Source organism: Streptomyces sp. NPDC003248, from assembly GCF_055563235.1.
The window spans coordinates 116,668-137,796 of the sequence record NZ_JBVHDT010000021.1; the positions used below are offsets into that span (position 1 = coordinate 116,668).

General features: G+C 72.9%; 17 protein-coding genes and 1 pseudogene. 11 read left to right on the forward strand and 7 right to left on the reverse strand.

Going from position 1 to position 21,129, the window contains the following annotated elements:
* Positions 1-8: 8 nt before the first annotated feature.
* Positions 9-1,352 carry a 6-phospho-beta-glucosidase gene (locus ACZ3KJ_RS32960; protein ID WP_467532382.1) on the reverse strand — a complete coding sequence of 448 codons (1,344 nt, stop codon included), beginning with the start codon at positions 1,350-1,352 and terminating at the stop codon, positions 9-11.
* A 373-nt stretch (positions 1,353-1,725) separates the two neighbouring features.
* Between ACZ3KJ_RS32960 and ACZ3KJ_RS32965 the strand changes: the two genes are divergently transcribed.
* Positions 1,726-1,860: a hypothetical protein gene (locus tag ACZ3KJ_RS32965; protein ID WP_467532383.1), complete on the forward strand. Its 135-nt coding sequence runs from the start codon at positions 1,726-1,728 to the stop codon at positions 1,858-1,860.
* Positions 1,861-1,879: 19 nt separating this feature from the next.
* On the opposite strand, the gene ACZ3KJ_RS32970 is transcribed toward ACZ3KJ_RS32965, so the two are convergent.
* From ACZ3KJ_RS32970 to ACZ3KJ_RS32985, 4 genes are all read right to left on the reverse strand, one after another.
* Entirely contained in the window at positions 1,880-2,335 is a 456-nt protein-coding gene (locus tag ACZ3KJ_RS32970; RefSeq protein ID WP_467532384.1) for a MaoC family dehydratase, read from the reverse strand.
* A 74-nt stretch (positions 2,336-2,409) separates the two neighbouring features.
* Positions 2,410-3,915, reverse strand: coding sequence for an o-succinylbenzoate--CoA ligase (menE, locus tag ACZ3KJ_RS32975; protein WP_467532385.1), 1,506 nt, complete (start codon positions 3,913-3,915; stop codon positions 2,410-2,412).
* Positions 3,916-3,927: 12 nt separating this feature from the next.
* Positions 3,928-4,803, reverse strand: a complete 876-nt coding sequence (locus tag ACZ3KJ_RS32980; protein WP_467532416.1) for an amidohydrolase family protein — start codon at positions 4,801-4,803, stop codon at positions 3,928-3,930.
* An 11-nt stretch (positions 4,804-4,814) separates the two neighbouring features.
* Complete coding sequence (locus ACZ3KJ_RS32985) at positions 4,815-5,732, reverse strand: SDR family NAD(P)-dependent oxidoreductase (RefSeq protein ID WP_467532387.1); 918 nt, start codon at positions 5,730-5,732, stop codon at positions 4,815-4,817.
* A gap of 244 nt (positions 5,733-5,976) precedes the next feature.
* On the opposite strand from ACZ3KJ_RS32985, the gene ACZ3KJ_RS32990 reads away from it, so the two are divergent.
* From ACZ3KJ_RS32990 to ACZ3KJ_RS33000, 3 genes are all read left to right on the forward strand, one after another.
* The gene (locus tag ACZ3KJ_RS32990) at positions 5,977-6,402 is read left to right on the forward strand and encodes a MarR family winged helix-turn-helix transcriptional regulator (RefSeq protein ID WP_467532418.1); all 426 of its coding nucleotides are present in this window, start codon (positions 5,977-5,979) and stop codon (positions 6,400-6,402) included.
* Between the two features lie 96 nt (positions 6,403-6,498).
* Positions 6,499-7,257 (forward strand): IclR family transcriptional regulator, encoded by a 759-nt coding sequence (locus ACZ3KJ_RS32995; RefSeq protein ID WP_467532389.1) that lies wholly within the window; start codon positions 6,499-6,501, stop codon positions 7,255-7,257.
* A gap of 260 nt (positions 7,258-7,517) precedes the next feature.
* Positions 7,518-8,822 carry a L,D-transpeptidase gene (locus ACZ3KJ_RS33000; RefSeq protein ID WP_467532391.1) on the forward strand — a complete coding sequence of 435 codons (1,305 nt, stop codon included), beginning with the start codon at positions 7,518-7,520 and terminating at the stop codon, positions 8,820-8,822.
* Between the two features lie 74 nt (positions 8,823-8,896).
* Here the strand turns inward: ACZ3KJ_RS33000 and ACZ3KJ_RS33005 are convergent, their stop codons facing one another.
* Complete coding sequence (locus tag ACZ3KJ_RS33005; protein WP_467532393.1) at positions 8,897-9,589, reverse strand: DUF4232 domain-containing protein; 693 nt, start codon at positions 9,587-9,589, stop codon at positions 8,897-8,899.
* A gap of 453 nt (positions 9,590-10,042) precedes the next feature.
* Between ACZ3KJ_RS33005 and ACZ3KJ_RS33010 the strand changes: the two genes are divergently transcribed.
* Positions 10,043-12,385: an ATP-binding protein gene (locus ACZ3KJ_RS33010; protein ID WP_467532395.1), complete on the forward strand. Its 2,343-nt coding sequence runs from the start codon at positions 10,043-10,045 to the stop codon at positions 12,383-12,385.
* Positions 12,386-12,567: 182 nt separating this feature from the next.
* Positions 12,568-13,974 (forward strand): glycoside hydrolase family 16 protein, encoded by a 1,407-nt coding sequence (locus tag ACZ3KJ_RS33015; RefSeq protein ID WP_467532396.1) that lies wholly within the window; start codon positions 12,568-12,570, stop codon positions 13,972-13,974.
* Between the two features lie 65 nt (positions 13,975-14,039).
* On the opposite strand, the gene ACZ3KJ_RS33020 is transcribed toward ACZ3KJ_RS33015, so the two are convergent.
* Positions 14,040-14,963 carry a helix-turn-helix domain-containing protein gene (locus ACZ3KJ_RS33020; protein ID WP_467532398.1) on the reverse strand — a complete coding sequence of 308 codons (924 nt, stop codon included), beginning with the start codon at positions 14,961-14,963 and terminating at the stop codon, positions 14,040-14,042.
* A gap of 155 nt (positions 14,964-15,118) precedes the next feature.
* Between ACZ3KJ_RS33020 and tkt the strand changes: the two genes are divergently transcribed.
* The 5 genes and pseudogenes from tkt to ACZ3KJ_RS33045 all read left to right on the forward strand — a co-directional run.
* Positions 15,119-17,212 (forward strand): transketolase, encoded by a 2,094-nt coding sequence (gene tkt, locus ACZ3KJ_RS33025; protein WP_467532400.1) that lies wholly within the window; start codon positions 15,119-15,121, stop codon positions 17,210-17,212.
* A 19-nt stretch (positions 17,213-17,231) separates the two neighbouring features.
* Positions 17,232-18,377 carry a transaldolase gene (tal, locus tag ACZ3KJ_RS33030; protein ID WP_467532401.1) on the forward strand — a complete coding sequence of 382 codons (1,146 nt, stop codon included), beginning with the start codon at positions 17,232-17,234 and terminating at the stop codon, positions 18,375-18,377.
* A complete protein-coding gene (zwf, locus tag ACZ3KJ_RS33035) occupies positions 18,374-19,918 on the forward strand; it encodes a glucose-6-phosphate dehydrogenase (RefSeq protein ID WP_467532403.1) in 1,545 nt (514 codons plus the stop codon). The genes tal and zwf overlap by 4 nt, the downstream gene beginning before the upstream one ends.
* Positions 19,915-20,841 (forward strand): glucose-6-phosphate dehydrogenase assembly protein OpcA, encoded by a 927-nt coding sequence (opcA, locus tag ACZ3KJ_RS33040; RefSeq protein WP_467532405.1) that lies wholly within the window; start codon positions 19,915-19,917, stop codon positions 20,839-20,841. The genes zwf and opcA overlap by 4 nt, the downstream gene beginning before the upstream one ends.
* A 1-nt stretch (position 20,842) precedes the next feature.
* Positions 20,843-21,129 (forward strand): annotated as a pseudogene (locus tag ACZ3KJ_RS33045) (glucose-6-phosphate isomerase); the annotation flags it as partial.

Sequence of the window (21,129 nt, forward strand, 5' to 3'; positions counted from 1 at the left end):
CGCTTTCCCTACGCGTGCCCAAGGTAGGCCAAGCCCGGGTGTACGGCGGTGTATCCGTCCACGAGCCGGCGGGCCACGGTGACCGAGTCGACCAGCGGATGCAGCGCGAAGGCCTTCACCGCGGTGGCCCGGGAGCCGGACTCCGCGGCGGCGAGCACCTCCCGCTCGACCGCCTTCACCGAGCAGACCAGGCCGGTGGCGTGGCCGGGCAGCGGGGCCGCGGCCACCGGGTGCGCCCCGTTGGCGTCGACCAGGCAGGGGACCTCGATCACGGCCTCGGGGTCCAGCGCCGCGAGCGTGTTGCGGTTGCGGACGTTGAGGATCAGGGTGGTGCGCTCGTCGCGGGCGATGGCCCGCATCAGGGCGAGGGCCACCTTCTCGTAGCCGCCGGAGAGGTCGTCGGCCTCGCGCTCCCCGGCGCCGGCCGTCTCCCGGTTCTCGGCCATGTAGGTGGCCTCCCGCTCGGCGCGGGTGCGGTCCCAGGCGGGCAGCGCGGCCGCGGCCGGGTCGCGCATCTCCTCGTAGAAGCGGGCCTGCTGGTCGCGCAGGAAGGCGCCCCGGGTCCGCTCGGCCTCCCGGTAGGCGCGGACGGCCTCCCGGTTGAAGTAGTAGTAGTGCAGGTACTCGTTGGGGATCGCGCCGAGCGAGCGGAGCCAGTCGGCGCCGAACAGTCTGCCCTCCTCGAAGGAGCCGAGCAGGTCGGGGTCGGCGAGCAGCCGCGGGAGTTCGTCGCGGCCGGCCACGCGCAGACCGCGCACCCAGCCCAGGTGGTTGAGGCCGACGTAGTCGACGAAGGCCTCGCGCGGGTCGGCGCCGAGCACCCGGGCGAGACGGCGGCCGAGGCCGACCGGGGAGTCGCAGATGCCGATGACGCGGTCGCCCAGGTGACGGGACATGGCCTCGGTGACGAGGCCGGCCGGGTTGGTGAAGTTGATCACCCAGGCGTCGGGGGCGAGGCGGGCGACGCGCCGCGCGATGCCGACGGCGACGGGCACCGTCCGCAGGCCGTAGGCGATGCCCCCGGCGCCGACCGTCTCCTGCCCGAGGACGCCCTCGGCGAGGGCCACCCGTTCGTCGTCGGCTCGGCCCTGGAGGCCGCCGACGCGGATCGCGGAGAAGACGAAGGCGGCGCCGCGCAGGGCCTCGTCCAGGTCGGTCGTGGTGGTCACGCGGGGGGCGTCCGGCACACCGGCCGCCTGCTCGGCCAGCACCCGGGCGACCGCGTGCAGCCGGCCCGCGTCCAGGTCGTGCAGGACGACCTCGGTGACCCGGCCCTCGGCGCGGTCGGTGAGGAGCGCTCCGTACACGAGCGGCACGCGGAACCCGCCACCGCCCAGAATCGTCAGTTTCACGCCTGCACCTTTCCCACCGGGAGCACCTCGCACCCCGCCTCGTCCATGACCGGCCGCCCGGAAGGGGGCCGCCCGCCTCGTCCGTGGCCGGCCGCCGGGGAGGGGGCCCGCGCGCCCTCCGCGACCACCCACCGGCACGGCGGTCATCGCCAGGTCCGGACCGACGGGCCCGGGTCACCGCAGCGGGCCCGGGGCACCGCAGCAAGGCCGACCGGTTCGGGCCACCGCAGCCAAGCCGCCGCGTCTACGGCCCCTCGTAGGCCGTACCCGGCGGACCTCACCGCGGCCACCGGCGGGACGGCGTCGTCGCCCGTCCCGGCCGGATCGGGGACGGCGTCGCTCTGCCGACACGCCGTGAACCCTACCGGGATGCATGCACAGTGCACTGGCGTTCACGCCGGTGGTGAGGCGAATCTCGGTGTGGCAACGCGGAGCGTCGTCGGACGGCGACCCGTGGGCCGGCACCTGGTTCTCCTCCAACCCGGCCTTCGTGGACGTCGTGGGCTGAGCACGCCCGCCGGGAGGGCTCACGCGTAGAAGCGGGACAGGCTCCGCAGCGCCGCGGCCGGCTTCGTGCCGCCCTCGATCTCGATCGTGCCGTCGACGGTGATCTGCACGCCTCCGGGCACGTCCGCGACCTCGGCCAGCCGGGCGGCCAGGCGTACGCGGGAGCCCACCGTCACGGGGGACGGGAAGCGCACCTTGTCCAGGCCGTAGTTGACCTTCGTGGTGACGCCGCGGACGTCGAGCAGCTCGGTGAAGAGCGGGATGAAGAGGGAGAGCGTGAGGTAGCCGTGCGCGATCGGGGCGCCGAACGGGCCGTCCTTGGCGCGCTCGGGGTCCACGTGGATCCACTGGTGGTCGCCGGTGGCGTCGGCGAAGGTGTCGACGCGTTCCTGGGTGACCTCGATCCACTCGCTGGTGCCCAGGTCGCTGCCGGCCAGCTTCTTCAGTGCGTCGAGACCGTCGACGGTGATGCTCATGGAGTCGTTTTCCTTCGTCAGGAGTCGGGGGGAGGTGCAGGGAAGGGCCGATAGGGAGGAGGAGTGAGGAGTCGTCAGGAGCCGTCGCCGTAGCGCCGGCGCACCCGGGACTTCAGGAGCTTGCCGGAGGCGGTGCGCGGGAGGGCGTCCGCGACCACCGCCGACTTGGGGATCTTGTACCTGGCGAGGCGGCCGGAGAGGCCGGCCAGCACCTCGTCGGGGTCGAGGGCGGCGCCCTCGCGGGGGACCACCACGGCGCGCGGCACCTCGCCCCACTCCTCGTCGGGCACGCCGATGACCGCGCACTCGACGATGTCGGGGTGGGCGAGGAGCAGGTCCTCGATCTCGGCGGGGTAGACGTTCTCCCCACCCGAGATGATCATGTCCTTGATGCGGTCGACGATGTAGACGTATCCGTCGTCGTCGACCCGGGCGGCGTCCCCGCTGCGGAACCAGCCGTCGGTGAAGGAGGCGGCCGTCTCCTCGGGCAGACCCCAGTAGCCGGGCATGACGTGCGGTCCGCGTACGACGACCTCGCCGGTCTCCCCCGGCTCGACGGGTGCCAGGTCGGGCCGGACGACCCGGACGTCGCTGAAGAAGTGCGGCACGCCCGCCGAGCCCGCCTTGGCGACGGCGTGCTCGGCGTCCAGGAAGAGGGTTCCGGGGGCGGCCTCGGTCATGCCGTAGCCCTGGAGGAAGGTGAGGCCGCGCCGCTGGTAGGCCTCGATCAGCGGGGTGGGGACCGGGGAGCCGCCGCAGGTGAGGATGCGCAGGGAGGACAGGTCGGCGTCGGCCCAGCGCGGATGGCGGGCGATCCGGTCGAACATGGTCGGCACGCCGAACATGAAGGTGACGCGGTGCCGTTCGACGAGGTCGAAGGTGGTCTCCGGGTCGAACGCCTCGACCAGGACGCAGGTGCCGCCCTTCAGCAGCACCGGCAGCGCCAGCATGTTCAGGCCGGCCGTGTGGAACAGCGGCGCGGAGACCAGGGCGCGGTCGTCGGCGATCAGGTCGGTGTCGACGAGGACGTTGACGGCGTTCCAGATGAGGTTGCCGTGGGTGAGCATGGCGCCCTTGGGCCGGCCGGTGGTGCCGGAGGTGTACATGATGATGCAGGTGTCGTCGGCGCCGACGGGCTCGTCGATCGGCTCCTCGGCGGCCGACGCCAGCGCCGCCTCGTACTCGGCGCCGACCTCGAGGTACGTCCGTACGTCGGTGCTGCCGGGCAGTCCGGCGACCAGGCCGGTGTGCGAGGGGGCGTGGAGGAGCGCCTTGGCGCCGGAGTCGGCGAGCTGGTAGGCGATCTCGGGGCCGGTCAGCCGGGTGTTGAGGGGGACGAAGACCGCGCCGAGCGTGCCGGCGGCGAACAGGGTCTCCAGGTAGGAGGGGTGGTTCGGGCCGAGGTAGGCGATGCGGTCGCCGCGGCGCACGCCCCGGGCGCGCAGGGCGTGGGCCAGCCGGGTGGTGCGCGTGTGCAGGGTGCGGTAGTCGGTCGACCGCTCGCCGTGGACCAGGGCGGTGCGGTGGGGGGTCTTGCGGGCCCGGCGTGCGGGCCATGACCCCAGTCCCTCGTTGCGCATCGGTGACGCCCCTTACGGTGTGGTCAGCCCGAGCAGACGGGCGGCGTTCTCCTTGAGGATCTTCGGCCTGACCTCGTCCTTGATCGTCAGCTTGGCGAAGTCGGCGAGCCAGCGGTCGGGGGTGAGGACGGGGAAGTCGGAGCCGAAGAGGACCTTGTCCTTCAGCAGGGTGTTGGCGTACTGCACGAGCTGTGGGGGGAAGTACTTCGGCGACCAGCCGGAGAGGTCGATGTGCACGCCGGGTTTGTGGGTGGCGACGGCGAGGGCCTCGTCCTGCCAGGGGAACGACGGGTGCGCCAGGATGATCTTCAGGTGCGGGAAGTCGGCGGCGACGTCGTCGACGTGCAGCGGGTTGGAGTACTTCAGCCGGATGCCGCCCCCGCCGGGCACACCGGCGCCGATGCCGGTCTGGCCGGTGTGGAACAGGGCGATGGTGCCGGTCTCCTCGATCACCTCGTACAGGTCGTACGCCACCGACCGGTCGTCGGGGAAGAAGCCCTGGATGCTGGGGTGGAACTTGAAGCCCTTCACCCCGTACTCCTCCACCAGGCGCCGGGCCTGCTTCACGCCCGCCTTCCCCCGGAAGGGGTCGATGGAGGCGAAGGGGATGAGGACGTCGGCGTTGGCGGCGGCCGCCTCGGCGACCTCCTCGTTGGGGACGGGGGCCGTGCCGGTCGCGGACTCGGCGTCCACGGTGAAGATCACGGCGGCCATGTTCCGCTCGCGGTAGTAGGCGGCCGTCTCCTGGAGGCTCGGCTTCCGCTTGCCCTCGACCTTGAAGTAGGCGGAGGAGGCCTCGTGGAGGTCGTCGTCCAGGGAGGCGTGGCCCTTGGAGGAGACCTCCGCGTGGGTGTGGACGTCGATGGCGACCAGTTCGTCGACGTTCAGGGAGTGGGTCATCACGCCCCCGGAACCTTGGGCGCGGGGATGCCGACCGTCTGGAGTTCGGCGCCGACCGAGGTGGGGAAGGCGTCGGCGAGGGTGTCGGGGGTCCAGCCGCCGTCGGCGTAGGCCGCGCGGATCTCCTGCGGATGCGACCAGAGTGCCACCTTGTCGCCGCCGATGCCGATGGCCTGGCCCGTGATCCCGCGGGCGGCCTCGGAGGCGAGGAACGGCACCAGGGCGGCGCAGTCCTCGGGCGTGCCGAAGCCCTCGCCCTTGCGCAGGAAGTCCGGCAGCGGCTCGCCCTGGCGCATCGCCTCGACGTACGGCGCGAAGGCGGGGATGGTCTCGGTCATCGCGGTGGCGGCGACCGGGACGATGGCGTTGACGGTGATGCCGGCGCGCCCCAGCTCCATGGACCAGGTGCGCGCGAACGCGGCGATGCCGGCCTTGGCGGCGGCGTAGTTGGTCTGGCCGAAGTTGCCGCGCTGGCCAGCCGGGGAGCCGACCAGGATCAGCGTGCCGCCCTCGCCCTGCTCGCGCATCCGGACGGCGGCGGCGCGGGCGCAGGTGAAGGTGCCCTTGAGGTGGGTGGCGATCACGGCGTCGAAGTCGTCGTCGGTCATCTTCCACAGCACCTTGTCGCGCAGGATGCCGGCGTTGGTGACCAGGACGTCCAGCCGGCCGAACTCCTCGACGGCGCGGTTCACGAGCCGGTCGGCGGCCTCGGCGGTGCCGACCGGGACCACCTCGGCGACGGCGGTGCCGCCCGCTTCGGTGATCGACTTCACGGCCTGCTCGGCGACCGCCTCGTCGACGTCGTTGACGACCACGGACGCGCCGTGCGCGGCCAGGGCGTGCGCGTAGGCGAGGCCGAGGCCCCGGCCGCTGCCGGTGACGACGGCGGCCTTGCCGGTGAGATCGATGCTGGGCACGGGTGAGTCCCTTCACGCGGTGACACGGGAGGTTCTGCTCTGCTCGGAGACGCGGGGTGCGGCTTCGAGATCGAAGCTAAGAGCAATAATTGTTGTCGTCAATAGTTGTTGTCTTCCCGCGAGTCGGTCATGCTGGACTGCGCACGACGCACCGCCCCGTCCGGGGCCCGACACCGGGGAGCCCGCCATCGCCCGCCAGCCCGACGCCGTGAACGCCGCACCGATCGACGCCGACGAGCCGTGGATGCGCGGGCTGCACGCGGACACCGGCTACCTGCTCTACCGCCTGGGCCTGCGCTCGGGTCAGCTGTTCAACGCGTTCCTGCACGAGTCGGGCCTGCGCCTGCGCCACTACGCGGTGCTGCGGTTCCTGGCCGGCACCGAGGGCGCGCTCCAGCGCGAACTGAGCGCACGCCTCGGCTACGACCCGAGCGCCATCGTCGGCCTGGTGGACGACCTGGAGAAGCTGGGCCTCGCCGAGCGGCGCCCGGCCCCGGACGACCGCCGCAGCCGGATCGTCGTCCTCACCGAGGACGGGCGCGCCTTCCTGCGCGGCACCGACGAGGCGGGCCTGCGGGTCACCAACGACCTGCTGACCGCGCTCGGCCCGGCCGAACGCGAGACGCTGCACGCCCTGCTGCTGCGCGTCGCGGAGGACGGCCTGGGCTGAGGGCGCGCCCACGATTGACGGGCGGGCGGCGGCTGCCTAACTTCACCGGAGACCGGGATCCGGCACCGTGACAGTGAAGTCGAGGAACCCCTGGCCATGACCGCCCGCTCCGCGCCCGACCGGCTGCTGTCCGTGCTCGCCGCGTTCGACCACGCGCACCCGGCGCTGTCCCTCACCGACATCAGCCGGCGGGCCGGACTGAGCCTGACGACCGCCCACCGCCTGGTGACCGCCCTCACCGGCTGGGGCGCCCTGGAGCGGGACGGGTCCGGCGCCTACCACGTGGGGCTGCGCCTGTGGGAGGTCGCGGCACTCGCCCCGCGCGGCCTCGCCCTGCGCCAGGTCGCGCTGCCCTACCTGGAGGACCTGTACGAGGCCACGCACGAGAACGCGCAGCTGGCGGTGCGGGACGGTACCGAGGTCGTCTACACCGAGTGGCTCTCCGGCCGTGCGGCGGTCGGCGTCCGCATCCGCGTCGGCGCCCGCTGGCCGCTGCACGTCACCGGCGTCGGTCTCGTCCTGCTGGCGCACGGCGGACCGGACCTCCAGGAGGCCTACTGCGCGGCACCGCTGTGCGCCTACACCGGCCACACGATCACCGACCGGGCACGACTGCGCCGGGTGCTGGCCGAGGTCCGGCGCTCCGGGGTGGCGGTGAGCAGCCGCCAGGTCACCGACGACGCCGTGTCGGTGGCCGCCCCGGTGCGCGGCCCGGGCGGCGCGGTGACCGCCGCCGTGTCGGTGGTCGTGCCCTACGCGGACGCGCGGGTCCCGGTGCTGGTGCCGGCCGTACGGCTCGCGGCGCGCGGAATCTCCCGCGCACTGGGCTGGCGGCCGGACCCGGCCGCCCCGTGACACCGGGCGGCCGGGTACGGCCGCCCCTCCGGCGGCCCGCCCCGGCCCCGCGGCGGCCCGTCCCGTCCGGCCCCCACGCCCCGTCCCGGCCGCTCCTCCGACGTCCCATCCCGGTCGGCCCTCGGCGGCCCGTCCCGGTCGCCGGTCCGGCGGCCCGTCCTCACCGGAATCTCAGATTCCTTACCGACGATTCAAAGGATTCACCCAGGAAGAAGTCGCATGATGCAGGCGCAAAGATGGACATCTGAGGAAGGCGTACCGTGGGCGTCCCGCACATATCGAACCGGTCCGAGCAGCAGCCGGGGAGGTGGTCGCGTCGGGGTGTGCTGGCCGCGCTCGGTGCCGTGCCGGCCGTCGCGCTGGCCGGCTGCGGAACGGCGTCGGCGGGCACCCCCGGGACGACGGCGGGATCACGGGCGTCCCAGGTGACACAGCCGACCACGGCGGCGCAGACGGAGGCGGCCCGGGCAACGGCCACCCCGACCGCAGAGGTCTCCGCCGCGCGGACCCCGGTGATCTCGGTCTCCCCCGCGGACGGCACGAAGAAGGCCGCCTTCACCAGCCCGGTGGAGGTGACCGTGACGGACGGCACCCTCACCTCCGTGACGGTGACCGGCAACGACGGCTCCACCCTGAAGGGCTCCTACGACGACACCCGCACCCGGTGGACGTCGGCCCGCAACCCCTCCTCGGGCACCAAGTACACGGTCACCGCGCAGGCGGACGGCGCCGAGGCGCAGACGACGACCTTCAAGACCAAGTCGCCCGGCGCGACCTTCATCGGCGCCTTCACCCCCGAGGCGGGCTCCACCTCCGGCGTCGGCATGCCGGTCTCGATCAACTTCACGCACGCCGTGACGGACAAGGCGGCCGTGCAGGAGGCGATCACGGTGACCGCCTCCCCGGCCGTCGAGGTCGTGGGCCACTGGTTCAGCGACACCCGGCTGGACTTCCGCCCGGAGACGTACTGGGCGGCCGGCACGACCGTCACGCTCTCCCTGCGGCTGAAGGACGTCGAGGGGGCGAACGGCGTCTACGGCACCCAGTCGAAGGACGTCACGTTCCACATCGGCCGCGAGCAGATCAGCACGGTGGACCTCGCCGCGAAGGAGATGGTGGTGCGGCGGGGCGGCGCGACCGTCGCCACCTATCCCGTCAGCGGCGGTGACGCCGAGCACCCCACCTGGTCCGGGATCATGGTGATCAGCGAGCGGTTCCGGCAGACCCGGATGGAGTCCTCCACGATCGGCCTCGGCGACGAGTACGACATCGAGGACGTGCCGCACGCCCAGCGCCTGACCACCTCCGGCACCTTCATCCACGGCAACTACTGGGCGTCGGCCGCGGTGTTCGGCGGCGAGAACACCAGCCACGGCTGCATCGGCCTGCGGGACGCGCAGGGCGCGGCCGACAGCTCGGTGCCGGGCTACGCGTTCTACGAGAGCTCGATGCTCGGCGACGTGGTGGTCGTCGAGAACTCGACCAGGTCCACCGTCGATCCGGGCAACGGCCTCAACGGCTGGAACATGTCCTGGGCCGACTGGAAGGCGGGCAGCGCGCTCTAGGGCCTGTCGCGAAAGTCCCGTCGTGACGTTCCCGTCCGCGCCTGCCGGCGAGGACGGGAACGTGCCGACAGGGCCTAGAAGTCGTCGGCGCCGTTGCGCAGTTCGGGCGTCCAGTAGCCGGTGAGGGCCGCCGCCGGGTCGACGGCGATGCCGTCGCTGCCGGGCGCGGTGACGGCGATGACGGTGGAGTCGCCGTCGAGCTGGACGGAGAACGCCGAGACGGGCTCGTTCTCCTCGTCGGTGCCGCCGTCCGAGAGCTTCACCAGGGCGTAGGCCGGTGCGCCCGCCTGGAGGACGACCGGCGCGGCCGGCTTGCTCTTGGCCACCTCCGGGACGTCCTGCTTGTGGCTCTCCAGGAACTGGATGTGCGGGAAACCCGTCAGCCGGCAGGAACCGCCGGAGGTGTTCTTCGCCGTCAGGACGATGTGGGTGTAGGGCGGGCCGTCCTGGAGGGCGGCGGTGACGGCGACGTCGCCCGCGGTGCAGACCGGGGTGGTGGCGGAGGCCTGTGCGTCGGCCGTGCCGGAGCCGCTCGCGCCGGCGGATCCCGTGGACCCCTCGGCGTCGGAGGACCCGCCGGATTCCGCCGAGCCGGCCGCGGCCGTGGAGCCGGTCGCCTGTCCCTGAGCCGCCTCGGCTGCCGCCGAAGCAGTCGCCCCCGACGTCGACGTGGCGTCCGTGTCGTCCTGGCAGGCCGTCAGGGACAGCGCGAGGACTGCCGTGCCCGCGGCGGCGAGCAGGGCGGAGCGGTGACGCAGTGCGTTCATGGAGATGGTTCCCTGTCAGTGGTGCGGGGCCGCGGCGTGCTGCCGTCGGCCGTGTGTCGAGCTGCCGCCGTTCCGCGGTTCGCGGCCGCCCCTGCCCGGACGGTGACCGGGCGGCGGCGGGTGGACGAACGTGCGGACGGGGTGGGGACGCGTGTCGGAGTGCGCGCCGTCGTTCATCGGCCGGTGGGCCACGCGGCTGCACGCCGTCGGCGTCCCCGCAGGGCAGAGAACCGCTCCGTGGTGCTGTTCATGTGAGATCCCCCGTGTGACGGCCCGTGGTCCGCGCGGCCGCGGACCACATGGGGCGAGAGCGCATCGGTCCGTCCCTCGCCCGCCTTCAGTCGACCACGCCCCGGGGCGGCGGCCCAGGCGGTTCGACCGGCAGAAGTACGGTCGGCCATACTTCTGCCGGGGCTCGCACGCGGACGGGTCCGGGGATCGGGGACATCGACTGTGTGGAGCGGCACACCCGCCACGGGGGACTTCGGGCAGCAGCTTCGCGCCCTGCGGACGCGCGCCGGACTCAGCCAGGAGGCGCTGGCCCACGTGTGCGGTGTGAGCGTGCGCGCGCTGGCGGACATGGAACGCGGGCGGACCCGCGGACCGCAGCGCCGCACCGTGCGGGCACTGGCCGAAGGACTCGGACTGGACGGCGCCACCGCCGAACGGCTGGAGGAGGCCGCCGCCCTGGGCCGTCCTCGGACCGCCTCCGGTCCGGCCGTCGGACCGGCCGTCGGACCGGCCGTCGGACCGGCCGTCCACACCGCCTTGGCCCTGCCGCGCGACATCCATGACTTCACGGCCCGCGGCACCGCCCTCGCCCGCCTCCTGGACCTGGCCGAACACGCCGGCCCCACCCGTGCGGTCGTGAACGTGGTCGCGGGCCAGCCGGGTCTCGGCAAGACCGCGTTCGCGGTGCACGCCGCGCACCGGCTCGCGCCGCGCTTCCCGGACGGGCAGTACGCCCTCGACCTGCACGGCATGGATCCCGAGCCGACCACAGCGCGCGACGCGCTCGCCAGGCTGCTGCGGGCCTCGGGCGTCGCCGACGCCGCGATCCCGGCGGACACGGACGACCGGGCGGGCCTGTGGCGGTCCGTGGCCGCCGACCGGCGGGTGCTGCTGCTCCTGGACAACGCCGCCGACGAGTCCCAGGTCCGCCCCCTGCTGCCCGGCGACGGCCCGTCGCTGACGCTCGTCACCAGCAGGAACGCCCTGGCGGGCCTGGAATCGGCGCACCGGACCGACCTGGCCCTGCTGCGGCGCGAGGAAGCGGTCGTACTCCTCACCCGCATCGTCGGCCCGGAACGGGTCCGGGCGGAGGCCCAGGCCGCCCGCGACCTGGCCGACCTGTGCGCACACCTGCCGCTGGCCGTCCGGATCGCGGGCCAGCGACTGCTGAGCAGACCGCACGAGCGCCTCGGCAAGCTCGTCGCCCGGCTCACCGCCGAGGGGCGGCGACTGGACGGCCTGGAGGCCGGGGACCTACGGGTGCGCGCCGCCTTCGCGCTGTCGTACCGTCAGCTGCCGCCGCGGACACGGACGTTCCTGCGCCGCGCCTCACTGGCCGCCGGACCCGACTTCAGCCCCGAGACCGTGGCGCTCCTGGCCGGCCTGCCCCTGGCCGACGCGGTCGCCTGCGCGGACGAACTGGTCGATGCCGGGCTGTTGCAGAGCGACCCCGTCGCCGAGCGCCACCGGTTCCACGACCTGCTCAAGCTGTACGCCGCCGAACTGACGGAAGCCGAGGACGGCCCGTCGGAGCGGGAGGCCGCGCTGGACCGGGCCGCCCGCTGGATGCTGCGCCGGGCCACCGCCGCCGCCCTCCGCTTCGACGCCGAACACCACCAGGACGCCCCGCACGGCGACCCGGACCCCGCCGGAGCGCCCGTCGGCCGGGAGGAGGCGCGGGCCTGGCTGGAGGCCGAGCGTTTCCAGTGGCTCGCCGCGCTGCGTCGTGCTCACGACGCCGGTGACCACCGGCAGGTCGTGGACACGGCGGAGGCGATGCACTGGTTCTCCGACCTCAACCAGCACTGGGAGCTGTGGGTGGAGGTGTTCCGGCGCTCCGCCGACGCGGCCCGCGCCCTGGGCAGCCGCCGGGAGGAGGCGGTCCACCTGAACTACCTCGCCTGGGCCTACAACCTCTGCGTCCAGGATTCCCACGCCGCCCTGACGACCGCCGACGCCGCGCTCGTGGCGGCCCGTGCCGGCGGGGACGAACTCCAGGTGGGCTGGGCGCTCGGCTACGGAGCCGGGGCCCTGCACCGGCTGGGCAGGGCGGAGGAGGCTCATGCGCGCCTGCGCGAGGCCGCCCGCTGCTTCGGCGCGCAGGCCTCCCCACAGGCCCGGCCGGCCGAACTCACGGTCCTCAACTCCCTCGGCACCTACCTGCGCCAGGCCGGCCGGGCGGACGAGGCCCTGGACATCCACCGCCGCAGTGCGCGGCTCTGCGCGGCCGGCACCTCGGGGCTGCCCGACGAGCTGACCGCGATGTACCGGGCCGTCGCCCACCAGCAGATCGGGAACGACCTGGCGGCCCTGGGCCGATGGCAGGAGGCGGAGGCGCCGCTGCGCCGGGCGCTGGCGCACTTCCAGGCCGCGCAGAGCCCGGCCTGGACCGAACCGGCCCGGCTCGACCTGGGCCGTGTGCTCGGCGCGCTGCGCCATCCGGAGGCCCGCGGGACACTGCTCGCGGCCCGGGACGCCCTCGCCGCGCTGAGGAGCCCGCTCCAGGGCGACGCCACCGCCGCACTGCTGGCACTCGACGAACTGGCCCCGAGCCGGCTCCCCTAAGGGCGCTTCGCCCCCATTCACGGAGTGAACTCACTTAGGGGCAACGGACTTTCCCTGTTTCACCTCTTGACGGCCGGAGTGCCCGGGAGCACATTGGGGCCACTTTGAGAGCGCTCTCAGAACGTCCCCGGAGCGCTGCCCGAAGCCCCGCACACCCCACTCCGTACCCGAGAGGCACACCCATGAGTGACACCTCCGGCGCCCCCCGCAGACGGCGGCGCCCGCTCCGGCGGGCGCTCGTCGCCGCCGCCGGCACGCTCGCCCTCGCGGCGGCCGCGGCCACGGTCGCCTCCCCGTCCGCGAACGCCTCCGCGCCCACGCCCCCCTCGGGCTGGACGCAGGTCTTCCTGGACGACTTCGACGGCGCCGCGGGCACCGGCGTCGACACCGCCGACTGGCAGTACGCCACCGGCACCTCGTACCCGGGAGGCCCCGCCAACTGGGGCACCGGCGAGGTCGAGACGATGACGAGCAGCACGGGCAACGTCTCGCTCGACGGCAACGGCAACCTGCGCATCACGCCGCTGCGCGACTCCGCCGGCAACTGGACCTCGGGCCGCATCGAGACCAACCGCACCGACTTCCAGCCCCCGTCCGGCGGCAAGCTGCGCGTGGAGGCCCGGTTGCAGATGCCGAACGTCACCGGCACGGCGGCCGAGGGCTACTGGCCGGCGTTCTGGATGCTGGGCGCCCCCTACCGCGGCAACTACCAGAACTGGCCGTCCGTCGGTGAACTGGACATCATGGAGAACGTCCAGGGCCTGAACCAGGTGTGGTCGACGATCCACTGCGGCACCAGCCCGGGCGGCCCGTGCAACGAGACCAGCGGCATCGGCAACACGACCGCGTGTCCGAACACCACCTGCCAGTCCGGCTTCCACACGTACACGCTGGAGTGGGACCGCTCGGTGACCCCCGAGGCGATCCGCTTCTCCGTCGACGGCGTGACCTTCCACACCGTCACCGCGAACCAGGTCGACGCCACGACCTGGAGCAACGCCACCGACCACGGCTTCTTCATCATCCTGAACGTGGCGATGGGCGGCGGCTTCCCCGACGCCTTCGGCGGTGGCCTCGACGCCGACACCCGCTCCGGCGTCCCCATGGTGGTGGACTACGTACAGGTGCTCCAGGCCTCGGGGGGCGGGAGCGGCACCACCCCTCCCCCGACCGGCGGCCGTGACGCCTACGCCGCCATCCAGGCCGAGTCCTACGACGGCCAGTCCGGCGTGAGCACCGAGACCACCACCGACACCGGCGGCGGGCAGAACATCGGCTCCCTGGCCAACGGCGACTGGGCGCTCTTCCAGGGCGTGAACTTCGGCTCCACGGCCGCCACCCAGTTCTACGGCCGGGTCGCGAGCGGCGCGGCGGCCGGCGTGAGCGGGCTGGTCGAGGTGCGCCTGGACAGCCGGAGCAACGCGCCCGTCGGCAGCTTCGCAGTGGCCTCCACGGGCGGCTGGCAGTCGTGGCGGACCGTCCCGGCGAACATCACCTCGGTCACCGGCACCCACGACGTCTACCTGACCTTCACCAGCGGTCAGCCGTCGGACTTCGTCAACGTGAACTGGTTCGACTTCGGCCACTGAGAGCCACTGAGAGCACGGCGGCCGGCGGGACCGCGGCGGCCGCGGAGGGACCGGCCCGGCGGCGTTCAGCGCAGTTCCGCGCGGAACGCCGCCGGAGTCGTGTCCGTGTGCTGGTGGAAGAACTTGGAGAAGTTCGCCGGGTCGGGGAAGCCCACCGCCGCGCCGACCCGGCCGATCGGCAGTTCGGTGTGGGCCAGCAGCCGCTTCGCCTCCAGGACGACCCGCTTGTCGATGAAGCCCTTGGGCGTCTCGCCGGTCGCGGCACGCACCGCCCGTACCAGGGTGCGGCGGGAGTAGCCGAGCGCGTCGGCGTAGGCGCTGACGCTGTGGTTGGTGGCGAAGCCGCGCTCCACGGCGTCCCGGAACAGGGTGAAGGTGGTGTCCGCCCGGCGGCGGGCCGCCTCCGCGGAGCTGGCCGCCAGGTGCGCCAGGCGCAGCAGGAACGCGGTCAGGGAGTGCCGCAGCACCGCGGTGTGCAGGCTCAGGGGCAGGGTGGTGCCGTCCTCGTACTCGCGTTGCAGCTGGGCGAGGGCCGCGCGCAGGCCGTCCCACTGGGCCGCGTCGGGGTGGAGCAGGGGCGCCAGGTCGTAGCGGTACAGGCCGGTGGCCTCGACCGTGGCGCGGGGCAGGAAGCCGGGTTGCATGGTGAGGACGGTTCCGCGGTACTCGCTCGACTTCGAGAGGCGGTGGACCTGACCCGGGCGGATCCACAGCACGTCGCCCGCCGCCGCCTCGTACTCGGTGAAGTCGACCATGTGACGGACGGGACCGTCGGTGAAGAGCAGTACGACGTGGAAGTCGATCCGGTGCACCCGGTCCAGGGGCGCGTCGGCGTGCCAGGTGCGGCCGGTGCCCATCGGGCCGACCTGCATGCCCACCCCGCCGACGCTGCGGTCGACCGGGAAGGGGAAGGTCCTGATCCCGCCGCCGGTCCCGCCGCCGATGCCACCGCCGGTCCCGCCGCCGCCCTGGACCGTTGTGTCCGCCATGTCCGTCCCGTGCCGCCTCGTCCGCACCCCGGACCTTCGGGGTGTCCCACTTTCACCACAGCCTGACACACAGGGACCTTCCGCCGAAAAAGTCAGACTTTTACTTTTGAACGCGTCAGACCAGCAGCTTCGCTCGGATCGAGGACTTCTTGAAGATGAGCACGCAGACAGCGGACAGCTTCGAATGGACCGAACTCGACCGGCGTGCCGTCGACACCGCGCGCCTTCTGGCCGCGGATGCCGTGCAGAAGGTGGGCAACGGCCACCCCGGGACCGCCATGAGCCTGGCGCCCGCCGCGTACACGATCTTTCAGAAGGTGATGCGGCACGATCCGGCGGATCCCGAGTGGACCGGACGTGACCGCTTCGTCCTCTCCCCCGGCCACACCTCGCTGACCCTCTACACCCAGCTCTACCTGGCCGGCTACGAGCTGGAGCTGGACGACCTGAAGGCGTTCCGCACGCAGGGGTCGAAGACGCCCGGTCACCCCGAGTACGGGCACACGGCCGGCGTCGAGACCACCACCGGCCCGCTGGGCCAGGGTGTGGCCAACGCCGTCGGCATGGCGATGGCCGCCCGCTACGAGCGCGGCCTGTTCGACCCGGACGCCGCCGAGGGCGAGTCGCCGTTCGACCACACCGTCTGGGCGATCGTCTCCGACGGCGACCTCCAGGAGGGCGTCTCCGCCGAGGCCTCCTCCCTCGCCGGCCACCAGCGGCTCGGCAACCTCGTCCTCCTCTACGACGACAACCACATCTCCATCGAGGGCGACACCGCGACCGCCTTCTCCGAGGACGTCCTGAAGCGGTACGAGGCCTACGGGTGGCACACCCAGCGCATCGAGCCCGCGGAGAACGGCGACATCGACGTCCACGCCCTGTACACGGCGCTGGAGGCGGCGCGGGCGGAGACCGGGCGGCCCTCCATCATCGGCATGCGCACGATCATCGCCTGGCCGGCCCCGAACGCGCGGAACACCGAGGCCTCCCACGGCTCGGCGCTCGGCGAGGAGGAGGTCGCCGCCACCAAGCGCGTCCTCGGCTTCGACCCGGAGCGGACCTTCGAGGTCGCCGACGAGGTCCTCGCCCACACCCGGGCCGCCCTCGACCGGGGCGCCGAGGCGCACGCCGCCTGGGACAAGCGGGTCGCCGCCTGGCGCGACGCCCAGCCGCAGCGGGCGGAGCTGTTCGACCGGGTCGTCGCGGGCCGGCTCCCGGAGGGCTGGGAGGAGAAGCTGCCGGTCTTCGAGCCCGGCAAGCCGGTCGCCACCCGCGCCGCCTCCGGAAAGGTGCTCCAGGCGCTCGGCGCGGTGATCCCCGAGCTGTGGGGCGGCTCCGCCGACCTGGCCGGCTCCAACAACACCACCATCGACAAGACGTCGTCGTTCCTCCCCGCGGGCAACCCGCTGCCCGAGGCGGACCCCTACGGCCGTACCGTGCACTTCGGCATCCGCGAGTTCGCGATGGCCGCGGAGATGAACGGCATCGCCCTGCACGGCAACACCCGGGTCTACGGCGGCACCTTCCTCGTCTTCTCCGACTACATGCGCAACGCGGTCCGCATGTCCGCGCTGATGCAGCTGCCCGTGACCTACGTGTGGACCCACGACTCCATCGGCCTGGGCGAGGACGGCCCCACCCACCAGCCCGTCGAACACCTCGCCTCCCTGCGCGCCGTCCCCGGCCTGAACGTGGTCCGCCCGGCCGACGCCAACGAGACCGCGATCGCCTGGGCCGAGATCCTCCGCCGCCACTCCACCAAGCCCGCCCCGCACGGCCTCGCCCTCACCCGGCAGGGCGTGCCGACCTACGCGCCGAACGAGGACGCGGCACGCGGCGGTTACGTGCTGGCCGAGTCCTCGACGGCCACCCCGGACGTCGTCCTGATCGCCACCGGCTCCGAGGTGCGGCTCGCCGTCGCGGCCCGTGAGCTGCTGGAGGCCGAGGGGATCGGCGCACGGGTGGTGTCGATGCCGTCCGTGGAGTGGTTCGAGGAGCAGCCGGCCGCCTACCGCGACAGCGTCCTTCCGCCGTCGGTGAAGGCCCGCGTCGCCGTCGAGGCGGGCATCGCCCTGACGTGGTACCGATTCGTGGGGGACGCGGGACGCATCGTCTCCCTGGAGCACTTCGGCGCCTCCGCCGACGCCGGGACCCTGTTCGCCGAGTACGGCTTCACCGCCGAGAACGTCGCCGCAGCGGCCAAGGCTGTACTCAATTCAACTACTGAGCCGGCCGCCGCGCGTGGTTGATCCGATCGCCAGAAAGAAGATGATCATTGTGACCGAAGCATCCGCCTCCGCGGGAGCACTCGAGCGCCTCTCCGACGAAGGCGTGTCGATCTGGCTGGACGACCTGTCGCGCAAGCGGATCACGTCCGGCAACCTCGCCGCGCTCGTCGCCGGCCGGCACGTCGTGGGCGTCACCACCAACCCGTCCATCTTCCAGGCCGCCATCGGCTCCGGAGAGGGCTACGAGGAGCAGCTCGCCGAGCTGGCGGAGCGGGGCGTCACCGTCGACGAGGCCGTACGGATGATGACGACCGCCGACGTACGCGCGGCCGCGGACGTCCTGCGTCCGGTGCACGACGCCACCGGCGGCCGGGACGGCCGGGTCTCCATCGAGGTCGACCCCCGCCTCGCCCACCGCACGGCGGCCACGATCGCCGAGGCCAAGCAGCTCGCCTGGCTCGTCGACCGCCCCAACGTCATGATCAAGATCCCGGCGACGAAGGCCGGCCTCCCGGCGATCACCGAGGTCGTCGGGCTGGGCATCAGCGTCAACGTCACGCTGATCTTCTCGCTGGAGCGCTACCGCGAGGTCATGGACGCCTACCTGGCCGGTCTGGAGAAGGCGCAGGCGGCGGGCCGGGACCTGTCGGCGATCCACTCCGTCGCCTCCTTCTTCGTCTCCCGCGTCGACGCCGAGATCGACAAGCGTCTGACGGTCCTCGGCACCGACGCGGCCCTGGCGCTGAAGGGCCGGGCGGCGCTCGCCAACGCCCGCCTCGCCTACGCGGCCTACGAGGAGGTCTTCGCGGGCGACCGCTGGACGGCCCTCGCCGGCGCCAGGGCCAACAAGCAGCGTCCGCTGTGGGCGTCCACCGGGGTGAAGGACCCGGCGTACAAGGACACGCTGTACGTCGACGACCTGGTCGCCCCCGGCACCGTGAACACCATGCCGGAGGCCACCCTCGACGCCGTCGCCGACCACGGCGCGATCACCGGCGACACCGTGACGGGCGGCTACGCCCAGGCCCGCGCCGACCTGGCCGCGGTGGAGAAGCTCGGCATCTCCTACGACGAAGTGGTCACCCGGTTGGAGGACGAGGGTGTCGCCAAGTTCGAGGCCGCGTGGCAGGACCTCCTGGACGCGGTCACGAAGTCGCTGAACAGCAAGGGAGTTGACGCGGAATGAGCACGGCACCCACCGCCGGTACCTGGGTGAACCCACTGCGGGATCCCCGCGACCGGCGCCTGCCCCGGATCGCCGGGCCGTCCGGGCTCGTCATCTTCGGCGTGACCGGCGACCTGTCCCGCAAGAAGCTGATGCCGGCCGTCTACGACCTCGCCAACCGGGGTCTGCTGCCGCCGGGCTTCTCGCTCGTCGGCTTCGCCCGCCGCGACTGGGCGGACCAGGACTTCGCGCAGGTCGTCCATGACGCGGTGCGCGAGCACGCGCGGACGCCGTTCCGCGAGGAGGTCTGGCAGCAGCTCGCCGAGGGCATGCGGTTCATCCCCGGCGACTTCGACGACGACACGGCGTTCAAGCAGCTGCGCGACGCGGTCGAGGAGCTGAACGCCTCGCGCGGCACCGGCGGCAACTTCGCCTTCTACCTGTCCGTGCCGCCGAAGTTCTTCCCGAAGGTCGTCGAGCAGCTGAAGAAGCACGGCCTGGCCAACGCGCCCGAGGGCTCGTGGCGGCGGGCGGTCATCGAGAAGCCGTTCGGCCACGACCTGGCGAGCGCCCGGGAGCTGAACGCGATCGTGCACGACGTGTTCGAGCCCGACCAGGTGTTCCGCATCGACCACTACCTGGGCAAGGAGACCGTCCAGAACATCCTGGCGCTGCGCTTCGCCAACCAGATGTTCGAGCCGATCTGGAACCGCTCGTACGTCGACCACGTGCAGATCACGATGGCCGAGGACATCGGCATCGGCGGCCGCGCGGGCTACTACGACGGCATCGGTTCGGCCCGTGACGTCATCCAGAACCACCTGCTCCAGCTGATGGCGCTCACCGCGATGGAGGAGCCCGCCTCCTTCGACGCGGACTCGCTGCTCACCGAGAAGCTGAAGGTCCTCAAGGCCGTGAAGCTCCCGGAGGACCTCGGCGAGCACACCGTGCGGGCGCAGTACGTGGGCGCCTGGCAGGGCGGCGAGAAGGTGCGCGGCTACCTGGAGGAGGAGGGCATCGACCCCGCCTCCACGACGGACACGTACGCGGCCGTCCGGCTGAACGTCGACAACCGGCGCTGGGCGGGCGTCCCGTTCTACCTGCGCACCGGCAAGCGCCTGGGCCGCCGCGTCACCGAGATCGCGGTCGTCTTCCAGCGGGCCCCGCACTCCCCGTTCGACACGACGGCCACCGAGGAACTCGGGCAGAACGCCATCGTCATCCGCGTCCAGCCCGACGAGGGCGTCACCGTCCGCTTCGGCTCCAAGGTGCCGGGCACCTCGATGGAGATCCGGGACGTGACGATGGACTTCGCGTACGGCGAGTCCTTCACGGAGTCCAGCCCCGAGGCGTACGAACGCCTCATCCTGGACGTGCTGCTCGGTGACGCCAACCTGTTCCCGCGCCACCAGGAGGTGGAGGAGTCCTGGAGGATCCTCGACCCGATCGAGGACCACTGGGCCACGCACGGCAGGCCGGCCACGTACCCGGCGGGCAGCTGGGGCCCCGAGGAAGCCGACGAGATGCTCGCACGAGACGGACGGAGCTGGCGCAGGCCATGAAGATCGACCTGACCGACACCACGGCAAGCAAGGTCAACAAGGCGCTGGTGCAGGGCCGCCGCGCCATCGGCACCCCGGCCGTGGGCATGGTCCTGACGATGGTGATCGTCACGGACGAGGAGAACGCCTACGACGCCTACAAGGCGGCCGAGCAGGCCTCGCACGAGCACCCCTCGCGCACCCTGGTCGTCATCAAGCGGCACGCCCGCACCCCGCGGGAGCGCACGCAGTCGCGGCTGGACGCCGAGGTGCGGGTGGGCTCCGAGGCCGGCACCGGCGAGACGGTCATCCTGCGGACCTACGGCGAGGTGTCCGACCACGCCGACTCCGTCGTCCTGCCGCTGCTGCTGCCGGACGCGCCGGTCGTCGTCTGGTGGCCGGTGGACGCGCCCGACAACCCCGCCAAGGACCCGCTCGGCGCGCTGGCCCAGCGCCGGATCACCGACATGTACGCCGTGGAGCGGCCGCTGGCCGCGCTGGAGGCCCGGCGGCAGTCCTACGCGCCCGGCGACACCGACCTCGCGTGGACCCGGCTGACGCCCTGGCGGTCGATGCTGGCGGCGGCCCTGGACCAGGCGCGGCTGCCGATCACCTCGGGGGCCGTCGAGAGCGAGGCCGAGAACCCGAGCGCGGAGCTGCTCGCCCGCTGGCTGGAGGCGCGGCTGGGCGTCCCGGTCGAGCGGGTCGAGACGGCGGGCCCGGTCGTCACCGCCGTACGGCTGGGCACCGACAACGGCGAGATCGTCATCGACCGCCCCGAGGGCCCGCTGGCCACGCTGACCCTGCCCGGCCAGCCCCCGCGCACCCTCGCGCTGAAGATCCGCTCGACCTCCGAACTGATCGCCGAGGAGCTCAGGCGCCTCGACGCGGACGAGATGTACGCCGTCGCCCTGCGCGGCGAGGGCACCAAGGAGAACGGCTGAGATGTCCGACACCCCCCGGCTCACCCGCCGGCCCGAGTGGACCGCCCTGGAGGACCACCGCGCCCAGGGGCTGCCGCACCTGCGCGAGCTGTTCGCCGCCGACCCCGGGCGCGCGGAACGCTACGTGGTGCGCGTCGGTGACCTGCGCATCGACTACTCCAAGCACCTGATCACCGACGAGACCCTCGCCCTACTGCGGGAACTCGCCGCCGCGACCGGTGTGTTCGACCTGCGGGACGCCATGTTCCGCGGTGAGCGGATCAACACCACCGAGCGGCGGGCGGTGCT

Excerpts from the sequence above, each read along its gene's own strand:
- ACZ3KJ_RS32965 (WP_467532383.1), top strand. The coding sequence starts at position 1,726 with ATGCACAGTGCACTGGCGTTCACGCCGGTGGTGAGGCGAATCTCGGTG.
- ACZ3KJ_RS33020 (WP_467532398.1), bottom strand. The coding sequence starts at position 14,963 with ATGGCGGACACAACGGTCCAGGGCGGCGGCGGGACCGGCGGTGGCATC.
- ACZ3KJ_RS32995 (WP_467532389.1), top strand. The coding sequence starts at position 6,499 with ATGACCGCCCGCTCCGCGCCCGACCGGCTGCTGTCCGTGCTCGCCGCG.
- ACZ3KJ_RS32970 (WP_467532384.1), bottom strand. The coding sequence starts at position 2,335 with ATGAGCATCACCGTCGACGGTCTCGACGCACTGAAGAAGCTGGCCGGC.
- zwf (WP_467532403.1), top strand. The coding sequence starts at position 18,374 with ATGAGCACGGCACCCACCGCCGGTACCTGGGTGAACCCACTGCGGGAT.
- tal (WP_467532401.1), top strand. The coding sequence starts at position 17,232 with ATGATCATTGTGACCGAAGCATCCGCCTCCGCGGGAGCACTCGAGCGC.
- ACZ3KJ_RS33005 (WP_467532393.1), bottom strand. The coding sequence starts at position 9,589 with ATGAACGCACTGCGTCACCGCTCCGCCCTGCTCGCCGCCGCGGGCACG.
- ACZ3KJ_RS32990 (WP_467532418.1), top strand. The coding sequence starts at position 5,977 with ATGCGCGGGCTGCACGCGGACACCGGCTACCTGCTCTACCGCCTGGGC.
- tkt (WP_467532400.1), top strand. The coding sequence starts at position 15,119 with ATGAGCACGCAGACAGCGGACAGCTTCGAATGGACCGAACTCGACCGG.
- opcA (WP_467532405.1), top strand. The coding sequence starts at position 19,915 with ATGAAGATCGACCTGACCGACACCACGGCAAGCAAGGTCAACAAGGCG.
- menE (WP_467532385.1), bottom strand. The coding sequence starts at position 3,915 with ATGCGCAACGAGGGACTGGGGTCATGGCCCGCACGCCGGGCCCGCAAG.
- ACZ3KJ_RS33015 (WP_467532396.1), top strand. The coding sequence starts at position 12,568 with ATGAGTGACACCTCCGGCGCCCCCCGCAGACGGCGGCGCCCGCTCCGG.